The organism is Rhizobium viscosum (assembly GCF_014873945.1).
In the GTDB taxonomy this organism is placed as follows: Bacteria; Pseudomonadota; Alphaproteobacteria; order Rhizobiales; family Rhizobiaceae; genus Rhizobium; species Rhizobium viscosum.
On the sequence record NZ_JADBEC010000003.1, the window covers coordinates 174,927 to 193,509 of the forward strand.

20 protein-coding genes are annotated in these 18,583 nt (G+C 60.6%); 6 read left to right on the top strand and 14 right to left on the bottom strand.

The genetic code is table 11. From position 1 onward, the window contains the following. Nucleotides 1-4 precede the first annotated feature (4 nt). Nucleotides 5-1,288 (bottom strand): TadE/TadG family type IV pilus assembly protein, encoded by a 1,284-nt coding sequence (locus tag H4W29_RS32915; protein WP_192733046.1) that lies wholly within the window; start codon nucleotides 1,286-1,288, stop codon nucleotides 5-7. A gap of 193 nt (nucleotides 1,289-1,481) precedes the next feature. On the opposite strand from H4W29_RS32915, the gene H4W29_RS32920 reads away from it, so the two are divergent. Beyond that, a complete protein-coding gene (locus H4W29_RS32920; RefSeq protein ID WP_192733280.1) occupies nucleotides 1,482-2,855 on the top strand; it encodes a class II 3-deoxy-7-phosphoheptulonate synthase in 1,374 nt (457 codons plus the stop codon). Nucleotides 2,856-2,971: 116 nt separating this feature from the next. Here H4W29_RS32920 and H4W29_RS32925 read toward each other — a convergent pair whose 3' ends face one another. After that, nucleotides 2,972-3,784 carry a hypothetical protein gene (locus tag H4W29_RS32925; protein ID WP_192733047.1) on the bottom strand — a complete coding sequence of 271 codons (813 nt, stop codon included), beginning with the start codon at nucleotides 3,782-3,784 and terminating at the stop codon, nucleotides 2,972-2,974. Nucleotides 3,785-3,863: 79 nt separating this feature from the next. On the opposite strand from H4W29_RS32925, the gene H4W29_RS32930 reads away from it, so the two are divergent. Together H4W29_RS32930 and tyrS are read left to right on the top strand one after the other, a co-directional pair. Beyond that, entirely contained in the window at nucleotides 3,864-4,358 is a 495-nt protein-coding gene (locus H4W29_RS32930; protein WP_192733048.1) for an NUDIX hydrolase, read from the top strand. A 178-nt stretch (nucleotides 4,359-4,536) separates the two neighbouring features. Continuing rightward, complete coding sequence (gene tyrS, locus H4W29_RS32935; RefSeq protein ID WP_192733049.1) at nucleotides 4,537-5,811, top strand: tyrosine--tRNA ligase; 1,275 nt, start codon at nucleotides 4,537-4,539, stop codon at nucleotides 5,809-5,811. A gap of 49 nt (nucleotides 5,812-5,860) precedes the next feature. On the opposite strand, the gene H4W29_RS32940 is transcribed toward tyrS, so the two are convergent. Together H4W29_RS32940 and H4W29_RS32945 are read right to left on the bottom strand one after the other, a co-directional pair. Then, entirely contained in the window at nucleotides 5,861-6,619 is a 759-nt protein-coding gene (locus H4W29_RS32940; protein ID WP_192733050.1) for an NUDIX hydrolase, read from the bottom strand. Continuing rightward, a complete protein-coding gene (locus tag H4W29_RS32945; RefSeq protein ID WP_192733281.1) occupies nucleotides 6,616-7,098 on the bottom strand; it encodes an HIT family protein in 483 nt (160 codons plus the stop codon). The genes H4W29_RS32940 and H4W29_RS32945 overlap by 4 nt, the downstream gene beginning before the upstream one ends. Nucleotides 7,099-7,191: 93 nt before the next feature. On the opposite strand from H4W29_RS32945, the gene H4W29_RS32950 reads away from it, so the two are divergent. Beyond that, nucleotides 7,192-7,641 (top strand): NUDIX hydrolase, encoded by a 450-nt coding sequence (locus H4W29_RS32950; protein WP_192733051.1) that lies wholly within the window; start codon nucleotides 7,192-7,194, stop codon nucleotides 7,639-7,641. A gap of 97 nt (nucleotides 7,642-7,738) precedes the next feature. Here the strand turns inward: H4W29_RS32950 and H4W29_RS32955 are convergent, their stop codons facing one another. After that, the gene (locus H4W29_RS32955; RefSeq protein ID WP_192733052.1) at nucleotides 7,739-8,488 is read right to left on the bottom strand and encodes an aminoacyl--tRNA ligase-related protein; all 750 of its coding nucleotides are present in this window, start codon (nucleotides 8,486-8,488) and stop codon (nucleotides 7,739-7,741) included. A 271-nt stretch (nucleotides 8,489-8,759) separates the two neighbouring features. On the opposite strand from H4W29_RS32955, the gene H4W29_RS32960 reads away from it, so the two are divergent. Further along, nucleotides 8,760-9,134, top strand: coding sequence for a nuclear transport factor 2 family protein (locus H4W29_RS32960; RefSeq protein WP_192733053.1), 375 nt, complete (start codon nucleotides 8,760-8,762; stop codon nucleotides 9,132-9,134). Nucleotides 9,135-9,151: 17 nt separating this feature from the next. On the opposite strand, the gene H4W29_RS32965 is transcribed toward H4W29_RS32960, so the two are convergent. Then, the gene (locus H4W29_RS32965; protein WP_192733054.1) at nucleotides 9,152-10,888 is read right to left on the bottom strand and encodes a pilus assembly protein TadG-related protein; all 1,737 of its coding nucleotides are present in this window, start codon (nucleotides 10,886-10,888) and stop codon (nucleotides 9,152-9,154) included. A gap of 1 nt (nucleotide 10,889) precedes the next feature. Next, nucleotides 10,890-11,312, bottom strand: a complete 423-nt coding sequence (locus tag H4W29_RS32970) for a TadE/TadG family type IV pilus assembly protein (protein ID WP_192733055.1) — start codon at nucleotides 11,310-11,312, stop codon at nucleotides 10,890-10,892. Between the two features lie 288 nt (nucleotides 11,313-11,600). Here H4W29_RS32970 and H4W29_RS32975 point away from each other — a divergent pair, with 288 nt between their 5' ends. Further along, nucleotides 11,601-11,999 (top strand): GFA family protein, encoded by a 399-nt coding sequence (locus H4W29_RS32975; protein WP_192733056.1) that lies wholly within the window; start codon nucleotides 11,601-11,603, stop codon nucleotides 11,997-11,999. Between the two features lie 60 nt (nucleotides 12,000-12,059). Here the strand turns inward: H4W29_RS32975 and H4W29_RS32980 are convergent, their stop codons facing one another. The 7 genes from H4W29_RS32980 to H4W29_RS33010 form a co-directional block, all read right to left on the bottom strand. Next, nucleotides 12,060-13,001 carry an MBL fold metallo-hydrolase gene (locus H4W29_RS32980; RefSeq protein ID WP_192733057.1) on the bottom strand — a complete coding sequence of 314 codons (942 nt, stop codon included), beginning with the start codon at nucleotides 12,999-13,001 and terminating at the stop codon, nucleotides 12,060-12,062. Between the two features lie 109 nt (nucleotides 13,002-13,110). Continuing rightward, a complete protein-coding gene (locus H4W29_RS32985) occupies nucleotides 13,111-13,827 on the bottom strand; it encodes a glutamine amidotransferase (RefSeq protein WP_192733058.1) in 717 nt (238 codons plus the stop codon). Nucleotides 13,828-13,949: 122 nt separating this feature from the next. Next, entirely contained in the window at nucleotides 13,950-14,780 is an 831-nt protein-coding gene (locus H4W29_RS32990; RefSeq protein ID WP_192733282.1) for an alpha/beta fold hydrolase, read from the bottom strand. Nucleotides 14,781-15,177: 397 nt separating this feature from the next. Next, a complete protein-coding gene (locus tag H4W29_RS32995; protein ID WP_192733059.1) occupies nucleotides 15,178-15,969 on the bottom strand; it encodes an aminoglycoside phosphotransferase family protein in 792 nt (263 codons plus the stop codon). Between the two features lie 83 nt (nucleotides 15,970-16,052). Continuing rightward, the gene (locus H4W29_RS33000) at nucleotides 16,053-17,291 is read right to left on the bottom strand and encodes an MFS transporter (RefSeq protein ID WP_192733060.1); all 1,239 of its coding nucleotides are present in this window, start codon (nucleotides 17,289-17,291) and stop codon (nucleotides 16,053-16,055) included. Then, on the bottom strand, nucleotides 17,288-17,926 hold the full coding sequence (locus H4W29_RS33005; RefSeq protein WP_192733061.1) for an ArsR/SmtB family transcription factor: 639 nt from the start codon (nucleotides 17,924-17,926) through the stop codon (nucleotides 17,288-17,290). The genes H4W29_RS33000 and H4W29_RS33005 overlap by 4 nt, the downstream gene beginning before the upstream one ends. A gap of 64 nt (nucleotides 17,927-17,990) precedes the next feature. Further along, on the bottom strand, nucleotides 17,991-18,524 hold the full coding sequence (locus H4W29_RS33010) for a type 1 glutamine amidotransferase family protein (RefSeq protein WP_192733062.1): 534 nt from the start codon (nucleotides 18,522-18,524) through the stop codon (nucleotides 17,991-17,993). Nucleotides 18,525-18,583 lie beyond the last annotated feature (59 nt).

An 18,583-nucleotide genomic window follows, 5' to 3' on the forward strand; every position in this document is an offset into this window, starting at 1 on the left:
AACCTTAACTGGTAATGCGCGGCGCGCGGATGACCTTCAGGAACAGCGCTTTCATAGCGTCGGCAATGCCTTCGGTCGGCGACACCTCGAAATAGAGACCGGGGGAGGCGCAGGCGGCCATGCGCGAGGGTATCTCGCTCTGGAAGGGCCTGATCCAGTCATTGTACCAGTTGTTGCTCGGCAGTGGCAGGTAGGTGGTGTAGAGCACGGCGATCTTGACGCCACGATCCTTCAGTGGCTTGCAGAAAGATGTATCGATCGGCTCCTGGCAGCGGCCGCCGGTCGTCTTCTTGGTGCATGTCGAGGGCTTGTAGCTGTCGCCGACACCATCCGATACGAAGAACAGGATCTTTTCCGGACTGATATTCGACGTTCCGTCGCCGGCCGGGTCGATGATCGTATTCATCTGCGTCATGGCGCTGTCGAAGCTGGTGAGCTGGTCCTGATTGTAGTTCTGCTTGGGAATGGTCATCAGATCGACGGCGTCGGTATAGTTCTTCACCGCCGTCAGATCCGAGGTGAGGCTCGATATCGTCGTCAGCTTGGCATCCTCGGCCTTGGTGCCGAAGGTGTAGACGCCCATGCGGAACTGGTCGGCGCTGACGCGCTCGGTCTTGGCCGTATCGGTCAGCGCCTGGGTTGCCTTGCGCACGACGTCGATGCGCATGGCGACACCGAGGTCCTTGGCAATCGTATAATTGTTGACGCTCTTGTCCATCTGGTGGCAGGCAAAGGCACAGCCGGTCTTGGCCTCCATCTTGGAAACATCGGTCGGGGTCGCGGCGACGCCCATCGACGGCGTATTGTCGAGCAGGATGTAGAAATCCATGAAGGAGGCGGTCTGATATTCCGCCGTCGCCGTGCCCGATATGGTGATCGAGTCCTGGCCGAGGACATGCATGAAGGTGGTGGGCACGGAGGCGCTGAAGGTGACCGTCGAATTGAGCTTGTTGGCGGTCTTGGTGACGTCGATGCTGAGCTCTACCGGCACCGGGGTCAGTTCACCGGACATCTGTGAGAAGAAGATATTGCGCGCATCCGTCTTGGCAACGGTGATGGTGCCGTTGCCCTGCATGGTCATGGCGGCTATCACCGCATCCGATTTTTCGGAAACGGCGCCGACGGCTGCGGCATCAGCGGCGGCATAGAGCTGGGTACGCAGGCTCAGCGCATGGGCATAGTCCAGCGCCAGACCGGCAGAGCCGACCAGCGGCACCATCAGCAATGCCGTCATGATGCCGAAATTGCCGGACCGGTCCGAAAGGAAAGCGGACGAAAGGATACCCATGCTCAACCCCTATATTATTAGGGTCTTCTGTACATTTGAAATCTAAATTAGCTGGAAAATAGCATGGTATATATCGCCTTAACGCCAGTTTCGATGCGCTACTAGGCAAGGGGAGCCGAAAGGTTTATAAGCCGCCGCATTCTTTAACGGGCAGGCATTCGGGGTAAACCGGATGGGGAAGCAGATGAGCGACATGGCACAGAATTGGACCCCGAGCAGCTGGCGGAGCAAGCCAATCCAGCAGGTTCCGGAATATCCCGACGCGGCCGCGCTGGCGGCAACGGAAGCCGTGCTTGCCACCTATCCGCCGCTCGTTTTTGCCGGTGAAGCCCGCCGCCTGAAGAGCGCGCTTGCCAATGTGGCCGAAGGCAACGCCTTCCTGCTGCAGGGCGGCGACTGCGCCGAGAGCTTCCTGGAGCATGGCGCCGACAATATCAGAGACTTCTTCCGCGCCTTCCTGCAGATGGCGGTCGTGCTGACTTTTGGCGCCCAGCTGCCGGTCGTGAAGGTCGGTCGCATCGCCGGCCAGTTCGCCAAGCCGCGTTCGGCACCGATGGAAACGCAGGATGGTGTCTCGCTGCCGAGCTATCGCGGCGATATCGTCAATGGTATCGAATTCACGCCGGAAGCCCGTATCCCGAGCCCGGAGCGCCAGCTCGACGCCTACCGCCAGTCGGCCGCAACCTTGAACCTGCTGCGCGCATTCGCGATGGGCGGCTATGCCAATCTCGACAACGTGCACAAGTGGATGCTCGGCTTCGTCAAAGACAGCCCGCAGGGCGAACGCTACCGCAAGCTTGCCGACCGCATCAGCGAAACCATGGATTTCATGAAGGCGATCGGCATTACCTCGGAAAACAATCCGAGCCTGCGCGAGACCGATTTCTTCACCAGCCACGAGGCGCTGCTGCTTGGCTATGAAGAGGCGTTGACCCGTGTCGACTCCACCTCGGGCGACTGGTACGCGACGTCGGGTCACATGATCTGGATCGGCGACCGTACCCGCCAGCTCGACCATGCGCATGTGGAATATTTCCGCGGCATAAAGAACCCGATCGGCCTGAAATGCGGCCCGTCGCTGCAGCCCGACAACCTGATCGAGCTGATCGACGCGCTGAACCCGGCCAACGAAGCCGGTCGCCTGACGCTGATCTGCCGCTTCGGCCATGACAAGGTGGCCGACAGCTTGCCGAAGCTCATCCGCGCCGTCGAGCGCGAGGGCAAGAAGGTCGTCTGGTCCTGCGACCCGATGCACGGCAACACGATCACCCTCAACAGCTACAAGACGCGCCCCTTCGAGCGGATCCTGTCGGAAGTCGAAAGCTTCTTCCAGATCCATCGCGCCGAAGGCACGCACCCGGGCGGCATCCACATCGAGATGACCGGCAAGGACGTGACCGAATGCACCGGCGGCGCCCGCGCCGTGACGGCCGAGGACCTGCAGGACCGCTACCACACCCATTGCGACCCGCGCCTCAACGCCGACCAGGCACTGGAGCTGGCATTCCTGCTGGCCGAGCGCATGAAGGGCGGGCGTGACGAGAAGCGGATGGCCGCAAGGGCCTGAGGCGAGTAGCCGATAGAGTTTGAAAAGCCCGGCCTAGCGCCGGGTTTTTTTGTGGAGCCGTATGCATTGCCATTCTCGTTCCCGTGACAAGCACACTGATGAGGGAGGCAAGAGCATTACCGCAATTGAACATGAAGATGGTCGTCGTGACGCGCAGCGCGACATCCCTGAAACCGCACATGCTCGTCGGTGATGCCGAGCGCATTTTTCAGATGCGGTTCAAGAAATACCTTCTCCACTCCGAAACGGCTCACGCCCTCGGTGGTAAGCCAATTCACCGCCTCCACCATCCGCTGCTTCTGAAGCCGATAGGCATGAAACAGCGGCTGGAGAATGTCGAGGTCCCAACGCCCCGTCAGCCAGTCATTCCGCCCCCTGCATGGCTGCTCATCACTATTGGCGGGCTGTTCGAATGCGAAATAGCCGATTGGGGAGCGGGTGACACCATCAAGGAAATTGCCGCTGGAATCCTCGTAATAATAGGCGAAGTCGAGCTTCCTGCCATCAGTATGCGACAAATGCGGCAATAGCGGAAAGCCGGCCAGGAAGGGGAAATTGGCATCCAGTGCGATCGTTGTCGTGCCGGGGAGTTGCCTGTCCATGTTGTCGGCAAGGGCATGGGCCAGATCGCGCACTGCAGGCGTGACATAATTTCGATTGAGGGCGCAGTAGATCGGTGAACGGACGACAAGCTTGTCTGCAGCGTCTGCCAGACAGGACAGGGGAACACGCCCAAAGATCGGCGCAATGATGCTGGTGACAATCGTCAGGCTGGTATAGACGAGCAGGAAGATTGCAAGCTTCGGCGCAAATCTACGCACGCCCCAGAGACGTGCAACCGCAATGCCCACAAGATAAGCGACACCGCCGATCTGGGTGAGCAGGGTCAGAAATACGACGATTGCGAAGCGAAAGCCGAAACGAAGCATCTAATGCTTTTTTTTCACCGGAGGTTGCGATTTTCTTCCATTGCCATTCTCATGAGCGATGACACAAGAGGTAAGTTTGATGCGAACACGTCCGGCCGCGCGGCTGCTTCTGCTCGATCAGTTCGGGTGCGTCCTGCTTTTCAAATTTGTCTTCAGATCTGGCGCGCTTGCGGGGCGGCAATATTGGGCGACGCCGGGCGGCGGGCTTGAAGAGGGCGAGACGTTCGAGGCCGCGGCCTTGCGCGAGCTCAGGGAAGAGACCGGCCTCTATGTGGATCAGGTGGGATCATCGATCGGCAGCCAGTCTTTCGAATTTCAGCTCTACAATGGCGAGATGGTGCGCGCCGAGGAGCAGTTTTTTGTCGTGCGCACCGAGCGCGGCGCGATCTCCGATAGCGGCTGGACGGATCTGGAACGAGAGGTCATGGCGGATCACCGCTGGTGGTCGACCGAAGAACTGCTTGCCAGTGCCGACGTCATTTTCCCGGATGGTATCGTCGATCTCATGAAGTCGGCAGTCTCGCAGCCTGCACTGCCGATCGCCAGCGCTGGTGACCAAAGGCCCTTGTCGTGACACCACGCGCCCTGTATGCATTCCGCATGACCCGCGTACCGACCCTGTCCGGCCTGTATTACGCGCTGCTCCCATAGAGCGGCGACGGTCATCTATTCGAAACCCGAAACGCCGCACGGTCGGCGGCGCGTGTTTCAGCAGAAGGTCTCCGGCCTGATTGGCCCTCATGGAGACCCTTATGACCATCAATTTCCAGCCTCCCACCAAGCTTCGATCGGAGTTTCTGCGGGTTCTCGCGGAGCGCGGATTCATCCAGCAATGCACTGATCTCGAAGCCCTCGACAACCGGCTCGGCACCGGGATCGCGACAGCCTATAACGGTTTTGACCTCACGGCCGACAGCCTGCATGTCGGGCATCTCATCCCCATCATGATGTTGCGCTGGTTTCAGAAGACCGGCAACAGGCCGATCGCGCTGATGGGCGGGGCCACGACCCGGCTCGGCGATCCGAGCTTTCGCGATACGTCGCGCCCGTTGCTCAGCGAAGAACAGATCGCCGGCAATCTCGCCGGTATCAAACGCATCTTCGAACGGTTCCTGACCTTCGGCGACGGGCCGACCGATGCGCTTATAGTCAACAATGCCGACTGGCTTGGCAGCCTGAGATACCTGGATTTCCTACGTGATGTCGGCCCGCATTTTTCCGTCAACCGGATGCTTACATCCGAAAGCGTGCGCCAGCGGCTGGAGCGGGAGCAATCGCTCTCGCTGCTCGAATTCAACTACATGGTCATGCAGGGCTATGATTTTCATGTGCTTGCCGGGATGCATGGCTGCCTGCTGCAGCTCGGCGGTTCGGACCAATGGGGCAATATTCTCAGCGGCGTCGAGTTCGGGCGGCGGGCCGGCGGGCGAACACTGTTCGGATTGACGGCGCCGCTGCTCACGACCGCGTCGGGTGCGAAGATGGGTAAGAGTGCATCGGGAGCGGTGTGGCTGAACGCCGATCGGCTGTCGCCCTACGAATTCTGGCAATTCTGGCGCAACACCGAGGATGCCGATGTCGGCCGTTTCCTGCGGTTTTTTACGGAACTGCCACTCGACGAAATCGCCCGGCTGGAGGCGCTGCAAGGCGCCGAGATCAATGTCGCGAAGAAGGTGCTTGCCGATGCGGTGACCGCGCTCTGCCACGGTGCAGATGCGGCGACAGAGGCCGCCGAGACATCGCGGCGTATGTTCGAAGAGGGCGAGACGGCCGCCGGCCTGCCGACGATCGCAGTGGATGACAATGTTCTCCGCAACGGTCTATTGCTGCCGGATGCGCTTGTTATGGCGGGGCTTGCGAAATCCAAGAGCGAGGCGCGGCGGCTGATCCTCGGCGGTGGCGTGCGCATCAACAGCCGTAACGCCGGCGATGAGGCCCTGCAGCTTGGGCCTGCGGATGCGGAAGACGGCGTCATCCGTCTATCGGTCGGCCGCAAGAAGCATGTGCTGTTGCGGCCGGAACGGTGATGCCATCGCGAGCGGGCCGCCTATATGAGTGCCGGCCCGCTCGCGGATGTCAGAGAGCATGGTGCCGGCGGAAATGTTCTTTCAGGAAAGCCTGCGCCTTGAGGAAGCTCCATGTCCTCGCGGAACCCGGCATGAAATCCTCGTCGTTCAGAATGTCACTCAGCGGTGATGCGAAGAGTTCGGCCGCCTCGTTGCGGTCCGGCGCATGACGGGCGCCGTGAAGGATTTCGGCCGATGCGGAGCGGCTTGATGCCAACAGGAAGAGTTCCGGATGGCAATGGACCGGATCGTAGGCAAGGCCGATGGCGAAGGCGATGGCGCGGTCGATATCGGTGACGGCAACCTCCTCGGCAAGCTCGCGGGCTGCCTCCCCGAAAAGATCGATCTCTTCGCCTTCCGCCGGCTCCGCATAGCCGCCGATCAGATAGAGGGCGCCGGGATTCTGCTCCGCGGTGAGGCTTCTTCTGGTGACGATCACCTGCTGGTCTGCGGTGACAAGAACGACGGTGAGCCCGAGCGGGTCGGCGCGCTCGGCCAGCGGGTGCTCCTCGGCAAAGGCGGCATGGCGGGTCACGACATAGGCGGAAAAGCATGTGCTCTGCGCCGTGATGGTCAGCCTGTTATCTTCGATTCTATGCGCGGCCATGCGCAGGAGCTGTCCGTCGAAGGCGGCAGGGTGTCTGGCGAGGAAACGATCCCAGTCCGCCTTCCGCAACGCCTCGACCGGATCGGAGAGGTGGAAGCTTCCGGCAAGACGGCAATGGATATGATCGACTGGTATCGTGAATGCCTGATCCGCAAATGTCATGGGCGCAATGTCTTCCTCAGCAATTCGATGGTCTCGGTAACCGATAGTCCCTTTATCGGCGGCGGGTCAGCCCGCTCGCAGAATTCCCGCCAGACGAAGAAGGTCAGCTCTGCGCCATCGGTCGGCGTTTCGCCGGAACCTTCGGCGAAGGTCTGCAGCAGGCGATAGCGCTCGTCCTGCCAGAAAAGGTCTTCCACCCAGTCGTAGATCGGAATGATATGGAAATGGATGGGGTAACCCGGCGCGTGGCCATAGCGGCCGATGTAGACGCGTTTTGCGCCGAGCACCGTGCCGAGAGCGGTCTGCGCCTTTGCCAGCAACGGGCCGAGTTCGGCGAGGGCTTCAGGCGAGAGTTCCGACAGGTCGTTGGTGAAGCTTCGCGAGCTGACCATGAGATAGCCGGGCAGGGCGGAATTGATGCGATGGTTCACCAGCCAGGCTGATGTTTCGGATACATGAAACTGTTCGGGGATTTCCAAGGACTGTTTCTCCATCGCCTGGCGCCTGCGCGGATTCGCACTGTGGCCGACGATGGCAGGCTTCGGCAAGGCAAGAGGAGGTGACTTTCGCCTGTGGTCGAGGCAGATTACGGATGCATCGAAGGGGAAATATTTTTGACTGATATTGCATGCGCCATCTTCTGGCGGGAGGGCCGGGTTCTGCTGGTCCGGCGAGCAGGGCACAAAGAGCGCTTTCCGGATTGCTGGGATCTGGTCGGCGGCCATGTTGAAACCGGCGAAAGGCCGGAGGCGGCAATGGTGCGCGAGGCAAAAGAGGAGATCGGCCTGACCCCGTTGCGGCTCAGAAAGGTCGCCGAGCATCTCGAACAAGGCACGACCTACCATCTCTTTCTAGTGAGCGAATGGCGGGGCGGAGATCCGGTATTGCTTGGTGATGAACATACGGCGATGCAATGGGTCACGCCTGGTGAGGCCGAAGCCCTTCATGATATGGGGCACCCGCAATGGTGTTCGATCTTCCGCGAGCTTCAGGAGCGGTCTCTATTTGGTGACATTTATTGACAGCTGAAGCCGTCGCTTAAGATGCGCAAATACATATAAATAAAGCTATATTTAAAAATGCGAACCGGGTCCCCTAGTAAACCCGGCCCGTATTCCCTTAAAGGCTCGTCGCCATGTTCCAGTTATACACGCAACGATCAAGGCCGATGGCGATTTCGAGGACGAGAACCTCGTGCTCGACGGCCGGTCCCTTTTTGGGCTGCGTCCTGTAACGCTCGGGAAAATCCGTACGGCGGGAGATCGAGCAGACCTCCATCCATTTGTCGCCGTTATCCACCTCCACATCGACGGTCGTCTGCGAATAGGCGGGCAGCCGGTCGGAAGGCACGATGCGGGTCGGCAGCGGGATGAGCGCGGCGATCATTCGGCGCACGGGCTCCAGCGAGGCGGCATGATAGTCGTTGCCGCTGTCAGCCGTGTAGGCGCACTGGAATTCCAGCTGCCAGAACTCCTTCAGGCGCATATGCTTGGTCGGCTGCTCCTGCTCGCGCCGGTAGGATCGGCCGGCCTGCCAGACGCAGAGGGGCAGACGCGTTCTCGAATGATTGCCGAGAATGTGCTGCATATAGACGTAGGTCGAGGGCGTCGTTTCCGGCCTCAGCACGAGAGGTGCTTCGGTCTCGGTCAGTTGCTCCTGCGCCCAGATATCGGCATTGGTGTAGGCGTCCGAAATGAGGGCGCGCGGCGTCAGCGCCGGCGCCTCGACCCTTCTGACATCCCAGGCGGGGTTGACCGCTCGGAGGAAGGTTCGCACCTCCTCGGAAAAGAAACGGACCATGTGGTCACGCATGTTGATTTCGCGCTCTTCCCAGTGGACGAGCGAATTGACATTGAAAAGATTGAGCACGGTGCCTGTCTCCCTGGCAGCCCTAACAGAAGGATGGGGGCTTTACGTCCAGCAGTTCGCCGGACGCATCAGGGCATCCGGACGCTACGGCTGGACGCGGAGACCTCGTCCGCCAAAAGCGCGCAGAACGGCAACCTGCAGGCAGGTGCGGTCGAGACGGGAGAGAGGCGCGCTGTTGGAACTCATGGCTGACGTCGTATCCGCGGGACCGGCGCTTGTCAAATCAGCCGCTCGCCTTGCGAGCAACGCTTCATCCATGCATTCTGCTGTCATGAGCGACATGGATCTGGACCATATTCTTAGAGAACTTGCGGCCCGCGAGCCGATCTTTCACCGGCGCGAATTCGGCACGTCGCGTGCCGATCTCGAACGGATGACCGATAGCAACTTCTGGCAGATCGGTGCGAGCGGAAAGGTTTATCAGCGCGGCTATGCGATCGAAACGTCGCTTGCGCGCTACGAGAAAGGGCCAGAGCCGCATGATTGGCCCTGCCGGGATTTTACCATCACGGTGCTGGCGGACAGGCTCTTCCTTCTCTCCTACATACTCGAGGAGCCGCAGCGTGTGACGCGCCATTCGACTATCTGGCGCCGGACAGATGAAGGCTGGAAGATCGTCTTCCATCAGGGCACAGCAACGGGGTGAGCAGACGAAGCCTGCTTCTATTGCACCAACACTGATTGCTGGCAGCGTACGTCGGTGACGCGGACATCGGCTTCGCCGATCTTGATGCCTAGCAGGGTCAGCGTGTTGAAAAGCAGTTCGTCCAGCGGCTTGGTGAGTCCGGTCAGTGTATCGGCGACAGCACCCTGGATCACCGCTTTCGGCAGACCGATGCCGAGACCGAGGATCGTGACCTGGATATCGGCATTGGCAAGCAGGCTGGTGACGGTCGAGGTCAGCGTATCCTTGGTCGAAACATTCTTGATGGTCTTGGCGGCAATGTCCTGCGGCCGGAAGGTCAACCTGGTCTTGGTCTGGTTGGTGACATTGACCTGCGCCAAAGCGGAAACGTCGAGCAGCGTCGCATCGATGATCTTGGCACGACTTACACGCGGCTTGCTGCCAAAATTGGCGAAGGCGCTGGTATCGACATCGCCGAGATCGAGCTCGGCGACACCGGGTACGACATCGATGCCGACATTGGCGTTCTGGATCCCGCCGAGGCAGGAAATGCTGGCGAGCTTGGCTTCCGCGTAGGCGACCTCGACATAGAGCGGGACGCGCAGCTTGATGCCGGCAATCGAGCTGATGCCAAGAACATTCAGTTCGATTGCGAGCCGCACCTGGGCGGTGCGTACGACCGTGCCCGTGGTGCCGACGGCGTTGGAGGCCATCTCCTTCGGCGGCTCGCCGATCGCGAGCGTCAGTTTCGTGCCGGCAATGCCGGGGATGGCGGCATTCAGATTGACGGCGACCTGCTTCTTCTGGTTGGCGGCGATTGCGGCAGCCGAGAGGATATCCATTACGCTGGCATCGACCGAAAGATGCGAGCCGCTGCCCACAACCCTTTCACCTGTCGAGCCGAGATTCAACAGGTCTTCCAGCTTCAGTTTGACCTGGGTAGTGCCGAGCGCCTTCTGCATCGTATCCAGCGCCTTCGTCACCGTGGGCGTCAGGCCGCTGGTCTTCTTCAGCGTGGTGAGCAGACGGGGATAGGTGATTTCGGTCGCGAGCACGTCATTATAACTGCCGGCGGTGAGATTGAGATCGGTCGCCAGCGTATCCAGGAAGGAGAGCAGCTCGACATTGGCATCCGCAAGCGCGGTATAGTCTGCGACCTTGAGGGAAAGCGTCGTGCCGAGCAGGCTTCCGAGCAATGCGTTCAGCACCCCGTCATTGAGGCTAGCAAGGCGCGAGCCGACGGAAAAGGCGGCAAGCTTGGCGGCAGAGGCCGTGCCCGTGGCACTCAAGGTCGGAGCAGCGGCGAAGGCAGCGGCAAACGTCAGCTCGGCCTTTTGACTGAGGTCCACTCTCGCTGCATCGTAAGGTTGCATCCCAGGAGAGAAGCGGCTGCCAAGCGCCGTGGATGGATCGGCGAGGTAGGTGCCCGGCACCAGGTTTGCAATCGCATCGAACGTCTGGAGGTCGGCTTCCGAAAGCTGCTTCATTCCCTCTTTCGTCTCATAGCCGCTTGCCGTTTTCACGGCGACGTTCAGGCCATTCTGGCTGAAGTTGGCCACGAGGTTTTCAGCCGCGTGGTTGATATCGGAGGCGGCGACGATGGCGCCCAAATCGCTCAATTCCTGCAGGCGGCGCTGCTGCAGCGTCATCATGCCGTAGTCGATGCCGAGGCCGAGCGTATAGAGGATGAGCGGCGCGCAGAGAGCTGCAGTGATGGCAATATTGCCTGCCGCATCGACCACGAAGCAGCCCAGCCAAACCCGAAATGTCCGCATGTCAGATGCCTCCCATCCGGATGGTGGCGAAACGACGGATCACATGGTCGGGGAGGGGAAATGTGTAGAGATTCCAGAGCGGAAGATTGGACGTGTCATAGGCAGCGGAGACGGTGAACTGGTTGGTATTGGTCGGATCGGTGGCGACGCTGATCTGCAGTTTCGAAAGGTCGAGCAGCGGATGGTCGATCGTCGACCGGGAGATGAAATCGTTGACGAGTTGCGTGCGTTCCTGGCTGGTGAGACCCGCGACAGCGGTGCGCGCGGCATCCGCGGTCAACTGCTGAACGGCATGGGCTGCGCTTAGATAGATACCATAGGCAATCATCGTCAGCACGATCAGTATGAAGAGCGGTGCGACGATTGCAAATTCAATGGCGGCAGCTCCCGTGATATTGGCGTGGAAACGACGATGCAGCTTCATATTTCACCTCGCTTGCCGCCGAGTTATGTTCTCGATCAGTATCCGGATCGTAAATCAGAATTTGTTAATTTTGGTTTATCTAATAAACGTATTGGCTGCATTCACGAGGAATGATGCCATACCAAAGGCATTGATATGAGCCAGGAAGGTCTTCCTGATCCGGCCCGGAACCAATGATGCTCTGCCCGTCCAGAGCATCAATTTTCCTGAAACCTTTGATCAGCGCTTTGGATTTGACTGGCGGTTGTACCGACGTCACTCTGCCTGCTGCTTCGGGGGAGAACGGAAATGAGCGAACATCATGCAGGCGGGTGCCTGTGCGGCGCGGTGCGGTTCGAAGCGCTGGAGAAGCCCGATGTAGTGGTCGGCTGCCATTGCTCGCAGTGCCGGCGGCAGACCGGGCTTTATTACGCCTCGGCCGACGTGCCGGTTTCGGCGCTGACCATCACCGGCGAGGAAAACCTGCGCTGGTATGAGTCGAGCAATGAGGCCAGGCGCGGTTTCTGCTCGCAATGCGGTTCGGCGCTGTTCTGGCAGAGGCTCGGCGGACCGGCCATGTCCATCCTGGCCGGCGCTTTCGACGAACCGAACGGGCTCCGCTTCGGCTATCATATCTTCTGTGCCGACAAGGCCGATTTCTACGAGATCCCCGATGGCGTTCCGCAATATGCTGCAGGACGGCCTTAGAGGTTTTTGTTTCACGCAATTCCGGACGCAAAACCGCTGCACACTTTTGCTGGAATTGCTTTAGGCCTTCACGAAGCGGTAGGCGCTGTCCCTGCGCTCGGCATAACCGACGCCGGGATAGGACCAGTGATAGCCGAGCAGCTTGATCTTTTCCGAAGCCGCGCGGTCGAGCAGCATGCGGCGGTTTTTAAGGGCGGTTTCGGGATCGGTGTCGAAGCCGAAATGCCAGGCGGGATGTGCAAAGAAGATCACGTCATTGGTGCAGGCGTCACCCGTGATGAGGAGATTGCCGTCGCCGGCGAGCTCCAGCGAGATGTGACCCGGTGTGTGGCCTGATGTTTCGATCACCTGCATTCCGGGCAGGATTTCCTGTCCCGGCTTGACGAGGGTAAGCCTGTCCTTCACCGCGAAGAAGTCGCGCTGTGCGCCGCGGGCGAAATCGTGCAGGACTGATGGCATATGGGTCTCGTAGTCCTTGTCGGTCCAGAAATTCCATTCAGTCTCGCTGACGAAATATTGCGCATTCGGATAGAGCAGCTTGCCATCGGCCACGGTCGTGGCGCCCGAATGATCGGGATGGGCGTGGGTGAAGATGACCTTGGTGATGGCTTCCGGCTCGATGCCTGCCGTCTTCAGGTTGGCAGCGAGCTTGCCGGCGCTTGCCTGGAAATGCGTGCCGGAGCCGTTATCGATGAGGATCAGGTCGTTGCCGTGGCGGATGAGCGGAATATTGGCCTGGACTGGGGCATCTGTCGCATCGCCGCCGAGCTGCGCCAATATCGGCCGGCGTTCTTCGGGCGTCGCATCGGGAAGCAGGACTTCGGCAGGCAAGGTGATGAAGCCATCGCTGACAACGGTGATGTCGAAGGCGCCGTGCGCGAAGCGATAGGATTCCGCTGCACGGGTGCTTCGCGGCAAGGCAAGGGCCGCCACGCCCGACAGGGCACCGGCCAGCAGCTGACGTCGTGTGACTGATAGGCCGAAATCATCCAGGTTGCTCATCCGCTCGTCTCCTCTTCGGTATCACCATGAGGAGACAATAGCAGTACGGCGATAGGATTTCGCCTATAAAGTTGAACATTATCAATAATTTACATTGATTTTCAGCGCTTTACGGCTGGTGTTGGGAAATCGCGCCGGACAACCATTCCCTGATGACGGCGCGGCCAGCCTCCTTCAGCGCGGGGCCGAATTTTGCGGCATCCTCACGCAGCGTAACGATATCGATCCTGGCGCCCGAAAGCTCTGCGGCATGGCCGACCAGCCAGCGTTCGAAGCGGTGGTCGCACTCGGCCTCAGGATGGAACTGGAAGGCGAGTACGTGGCTGCCGATCGTATAGGCCTGTTGCTCGACGAGATCAGACGTGGCGAGATTGATGGCGCCGGCCGGCAGGTCGTAGGTATCGCCGTGCCAATGGAGCACGAACACACCGCCGAGATGGCGAAGCGGGCTCTCCATGCCGGCAGAAGTCAGCGTGATCTGCTTGAAGCCGATCTCCTTGATGCCCGAGGGGAAGACGCGGCCACCGGAGGCAGCGGCAATCAGTTGGGCGCCGAGGCAGATACCGAGGATCGGTTTTCGCGCTTCGAGCCGCCCGGCAATGTAGGCTTTTTCGGCCGTGAGGAAAGGATAGATGTCATCCTCGTAGACGCCAATCGGGCCTCCGAGGACGACGAGCAGGTCCGGCTCCAGCGGATCGGCGGTCAAGAAATCGGCGTCGCCGACGGTGAAGTAGGTGATCGCGTAGCCGGCTTGTTCCAGCACTTCGCCGAAGGTTCCGAGATCCTCGAAATGGACGTGTCTGAGAACGAGGGCCTTTGCCGGCATGATACGCATTCTCCCGTAGCTGCGGTGGCGGCGATCTTATCTGCGTCCTTGCGGGTGGCCAACCGGATATCGGGATGAGAAAGGCGCGCCACAAGGGCGCGCCTAAGTCTTCGAGAGAAAACTCAGCCCTTGATGAAGGCCAGGAGGTCCGGGTTGATGACTTCCGGATGCGTGGTGCACATGCCATGCGGGAAGCCGGGATAGGTCTTCAGCGTGCCGTTCCTGAGCAGCTTGGCGGATAGCGGCGCGGAATCGGCATAGGGTACGATCTGGTCGTCATCACCGTGCATGACGAGAACGGGCACCGTGATCTTCTGAAGATCTTCAGTGAAGTCGGTTTCGGAGAAGGCCTTGATGCAATCGTAATGGGCCTTGGCGCCGCCCATCATGCCCTGGCGCCACCAGTTTTCGATGACACCCTGGCTGACCTTGGCGCCCGGACGGTTGAAGCCGTAGAAGGGGCCGGTCGGGATGTCGAGGAAGAACTGAGCGCGGTTGGCGACGAGGGCTGCGCGGAAGCCGTCGAAGACTTCGAGCGGCAGGCCGCCGGGGTTCTTGTCGGATTTCACCATGATCGGCGGCACGGCGCCGATGATCACGGCCTTGGCGACCCGACCTTCCTTGGCACGAGCGACATAGTGGACGACCTCGCCGCCGCCGGTCGAGTGGCCGATATGGACGGCATTCCTGAGGTCGAGGTGGTCGGTCAGTGCGGCAACGTCGGCCGCATAGGTGTCCATCTCGTTGCCTTCGAAGGTCTGGGTGGAGCGGCCATGGCCGCGGCGGTCATGGGCGATGACGCGGAAACCCTTTTCGAGGAAGAACATCATCTGCGCGTCCCAGTCGTCGGCGCTGAGCGGCCAGCCGTGATGGAAAACGATCGGCTGGGCATCCTTCGAACCCCAATCCTTGTAAAAGATTTCAGTTCCGTCCTTGGTCTTGATGAAAGGCATGGTCTGGCTCCGATTTTCTAGTGATGTTGGACTGGTTGCGGCAAGCGCGGCTTTCGGCAGGGCGATGGCCGCAATGGCTGCGCCCCCTGCCAGAAGAACGTCCCGCCGTGTGGCATCCGCAGTCCGTGCAAAGCTGCGTTCATTCTCAGGTGTCGGCATGATCGCCTCCGTTTGGGCTTCTCCGCGCCTCTTCGACGAGAACAAGCTGACTCACTTCAAGCCGCGATGCGAGTTAACCGTCGTAAATTGATGCAAAGTTAAAATGACGCAATGCGCCATTGGACGTACTAACCTCATGAAGACAGTATGTTATCCGCGAGCATTTTATTCTCGAAGCTGCCGGCGCCGGCGGGGTTGCCGCGTTCGGAACGTCAGCAAGCTGGATTGCCCGAAGCGATCATTGCAGATTGCGCCAGATGACCGGCCGGTTCTCGCTGAAAGATCTGGCCTCCTTCTTCCAATGATCAAAGTGTCCGCCTTCTCGCAGCCTGATCGCCGCGTCCCGACCGATCATCTTCGCAACCGCCGTCTCGTCGCCCATGTGGTTCAGTACCTCTAAGACCATCTCGAGCAGGCCGACATAGTCGCTGGTGCCATAGGCTGAACAGAGCAGCTTCAGTCGGCTGCTGCCATTGGCAAGGTCGCGGGCGGATGATTCGGCCAGGTCTTGGGAGGAAAAAGAAAGCGGTGCGAACCAGTAGGCGAGGTAAGCGAGGTCTCGCAGATGCGGCCCCGGACCTGCGAGGTCGAAATCGATGATCGCTACCGGGAGGCCATCCCGGAAGATCATGTTGTAGGGAGCAAAATCATTGTGGCAGATCACGTCATTGCGTTCTGCAAGAGGGTAGGTATAGGCCCAATTGCCGTCAGGGACGAAGTCCAGGCTTCGGGTAGCATCGTGCAATTTCCGTAACATTGTGGCGGATTCGGTGAGGGCGGCGGTATTCTCCCAAAGCGTCTCCGGAATCGTCGCCGTGCCTGCCATGTAAGAGAGGATTTCTCTTCCGCTGTCATCGATACCCAGGAAACGAGGCGCATAGGCAAAACCCAACCGCTCTAGGTGCTGCAGCAGCTTATGCACGTTCCGGCTATTCGAGCTGGTTGAACGACGTACCGTATCGGCGACCCTGACAACGCCTGCATTGATATTACCGCCTGCGAGCGGCGTTTCGTCATCTGATGTCGGCATCCTTGCTCCCCAGCAATCATGATCGCACTTGCAACCAGATAGCGGAAATAGACAGAGTTGCCCACGAACAGTTCGGCAGTTGCTCAAGAGGGATTGGCGTCGGCGATCTGCCGCTTTTCGAAGCCACGGAAGCTGCCATGCGCCAGCGGGGCGAGCGTGGTTGCGAGATAGGCGAAGCCGGTGAGCAGCAGTGCGGCGGAGAGGCCCCAAGTATCGACCAACGCGCCGCCGACAAGCCCGCCAAAAGGGATCAGCGCCCAGCAGAGGGCGGCATTGAGCGAGGTGACGCGGCCCATCAGGGGTTTCGGTACGCGCTCGAAGAGCACGGCTGAGAGGATGGGATTGAGGAAACCGGAGGCAAAGCCGCCGATGGCGAGTGTTGCGAACACGAGGGTGAGCGGCGTCTCAACGGCGAAGACCAGAAAGCGCGGAAAACCGGTGAGCAGGAAGGCCACCGTATAGACGATGAGACGCGGCATCCGCTCGCCGATCATGGCGGCAATCGCCGCGCCGAGGATGGACGCGCCGGAGAAGACAGCGAACAGGGTTCCGAGCAGAGCGGGGCCGTGGCCCGAATCTTGAGTCCAGACAGGAATCAGGACCGAGAAGAAGGCCTGATCGAGCAGATTGGTGGTCGCCACCATCAGCACGATTGCGACCAGTACCGCATCCCGGCGCAGAAAGCGCCAGCCATCCGACAGCTCCCGGCCATAGGCGGCGACGCCGGTCTCTTCGGCTTTCGGGGCACGCCGCAAAGCTGGAATGCCGGCTGCGACGATTGCCGCGGCAGCGGCGAAGGTGAGGGCGTTGACGGCTAGCGCCTGGCTCGGTCCGACAAGGGCGATCAGCGCGCCGGCGCCGGCCGCTCCTGCGGCCGATGCCAGGCGCTCGATGGCGCCGACGACGCCGGTCACGCGCTCCAGCGGTACGGAGGCGAGTTCCGCAATGTCGGGGACCATGGATTGCTTGGCGGCATCCGAGGGACCGCGCAGCACGCCCATGGCGAAGACGATCGGCAGCAGGACCGGCATGGTGAGCAGGTCGAGCAGATGCAGCAACGGCACGAGGCCAACCGCGATCACCGAGGCGCCGTCACAGATGATGGCGATACGCTTCGGGCCGAGGCGGTCGATCAGGGGGCCGCCAAGCGCCTTGGCGACGACATAGGGCAGCATCTCCATCATGGCGACGAGGCCGGTCAGTACGGGGCTGCCGGTCGTGCTCAGCACCAACCAGGGGATGGCAACACTGGATAGCCGCGTGCCCGAAATGGAAAGCGTTTCGGCGACCGCGAGTGCGATGAAGGGACTGCGGCGGCTCATGGCACGCTCTCTTCCTCGCCATGCGGCAGGCGACCCGGATAGGGAAAGGCGTGCAGCATGACAGTGAAAGGCACCGTACCTGATGGCAACGGCTTGCCCAGCGGCGGGGCCTCGCTCATCACCTCCATGAGAAGGTCGTTCAGCCGCTTCGTCAGGGCCTCGGCCTTTTGAGGGGTCAGCGGAATGATGATGTCGCTTGCGGTGCTGGCCTTCCGCCATGCAAGCGGCAGCTCGGCATATTCCTCGACTGCTCTCTGCATCTGATCGACCTGCAGGGAGAGGATCGCCTGCGTGAAGGCGACGTCCATATCGAAAGCCTCGCCTTCGGTTTCCGCCGGCGGCACCGAGGTGATCTCGTGGCATGCCCTCCACCAGCGGTCACGACGGGATGGCCCCGGCGCATCCTCGATGAAACCATACTGGGCGAGCTGGCGCAGGTGATAGCTCGTCGCGCCGCTGTTGAGGCCGAGACGTGTCGCGAGCTGCGTTGCCGTTGCGGGACCATCGATGCGGAGCATGCCGAGCATGCGCAGGCGCACCGGATGGGCGAGCGCCTTCAGCGCCGTAACGTCGGGGACGGCCCGACTGACGTTGCGGGATGTAGATGACGCAGGTGTAAGGACAGGTGTTTTCATGGCGGCAGCTTAGTGCCGCAAAGGAATATTTGCAAAGATTTCTTTGCGGATTTTGCGGTAACTGTCAGTCCGCCGACGTCACGGTCTTGCGGCCTTCCAGCACGACCTTGAGAAGTGCATGGGCTGATAGCAACGGGGACGCTTCGCCATTGCCAAGGATCAGCAGGCCGGCGGCGGCACCTTCGGGTGTTGTGTCCAGATGCCGGCCGGGGTTGACGGCGACCGGCTTGCCCGATGTCAGGAAGGCGCGGATCGTGGCTGCAACGCCCTCGGCAGACCAGAGCGGGCCGGAAAGGCCGATGCAGAAGGCGGCGTCGAAATCCTCTGTCACGATCTGGTCGAGGCGCAGCGTATCGGCGAGATCGTCGCGTGCAGCGCGATCGGCGAGAAAGCGCCCGACAGTAGGCTCCTTATGGTTGGTCTGACGCAACTCGCCGGTCAGATCGGGGAAGCCGCCTGATGGCGTCGCGAGGACGACTTCCGCCGGTGCATCCTTGAAAAGGTAGTAGGCGGGTGCGAGGCGCGCGATCCTGACCTCGCTGTTATCCCCATCCGCTACGAGAATAATCAGAAAACGGATGGGTATTTGGCCGTCCATGGGCATGCCTCCTCTTGGAGGGCAATGATGCATGGAGCGCGCGAAGCGGACGAGTTGAT

Bases quoted from the DNA above. Each gene is read 5' to 3' on its own strand.
- H4W29_RS33000 (WP_192733060.1), bottom strand. From the start codon at position 17,291: ATGAGCCGCCGCAGTCCCTTCATCGCACTCGCGGTCGCCGAAACGCTT.
- H4W29_RS32940 (WP_192733050.1), bottom strand. From the start codon at position 6,619: ATGACATTTGCGGATCAGGCATTCACGATACCAGTCGATCATATCCAT.
- H4W29_RS32990 (WP_192733282.1), bottom strand. From the start codon at position 14,780: ATGCCTTTCATCAAGACCAAGGACGGAACTGAAATCTTTTACAAGGAT.
- H4W29_RS32985 (WP_192733058.1), bottom strand. From the start codon at position 13,827: ATGCCGGCAAAGGCCCTCGTTCTCAGACACGTCCATTTCGAGGATCTC.
- H4W29_RS33010 (WP_192733062.1), bottom strand. From the start codon at position 18,524: ATGGACGGCCAAATACCCATCCGTTTTCTGATTATTCTCGTAGCGGAT.
- H4W29_RS32930 (WP_192733048.1), top strand. From the start codon at position 3,864: ATGCGAACACGTCCGGCCGCGCGGCTGCTTCTGCTCGATCAGTTCGGG.
- H4W29_RS32980 (WP_192733057.1), bottom strand. From the start codon at position 13,001: ATGAGCAACCTGGATGATTTCGGCCTATCAGTCACACGACGTCAGCTG.
- H4W29_RS32920 (WP_192733280.1), top strand. From the start codon at position 1,482: ATGGCACAGAATTGGACCCCGAGCAGCTGGCGGAGCAAGCCAATCCAG.
- H4W29_RS32915 (WP_192733046.1), bottom strand. From the start codon at position 1,288: ATGGGTATCCTTTCGTCCGCTTTCCTTTCGGACCGGTCCGGCAATTTC.
- H4W29_RS32970 (WP_192733055.1), bottom strand. From the start codon at position 11,312: ATGAAGCTGCATCGTCGTTTCCACGCCAATATCACGGGAGCTGCCGCC.
- H4W29_RS32960 (WP_192733053.1), top strand. From the start codon at position 8,760: ATGAGCGACATGGATCTGGACCATATTCTTAGAGAACTTGCGGCCCGC.
- H4W29_RS33005 (WP_192733061.1), bottom strand. From the start codon at position 17,926: ATGAAAACACCTGTCCTTACACCTGCGTCATCTACATCCCGCAACGTC.
- H4W29_RS32975 (WP_192733056.1), top strand. From the start codon at position 11,601: ATGAGCGAACATCATGCAGGCGGGTGCCTGTGCGGCGCGGTGCGGTTC.
- H4W29_RS32995 (WP_192733059.1), bottom strand. From the start codon at position 15,969: ATGCCGACATCAGATGACGAAACGCCGCTCGCAGGCGGTAATATCAAT.
- tyrS (WP_192733049.1), top strand. From the start codon at position 4,537: ATGACCATCAATTTCCAGCCTCCCACCAAGCTTCGATCGGAGTTTCTG.
- H4W29_RS32965 (WP_192733054.1), bottom strand. From the start codon at position 10,888: ATGCGGACATTTCGGGTTTGGCTGGGCTGCTTCGTGGTCGATGCGGCA.
- H4W29_RS32925 (WP_192733047.1), bottom strand. From the start codon at position 3,784: ATGCTTCGTTTCGGCTTTCGCTTCGCAATCGTCGTATTTCTGACCCTG.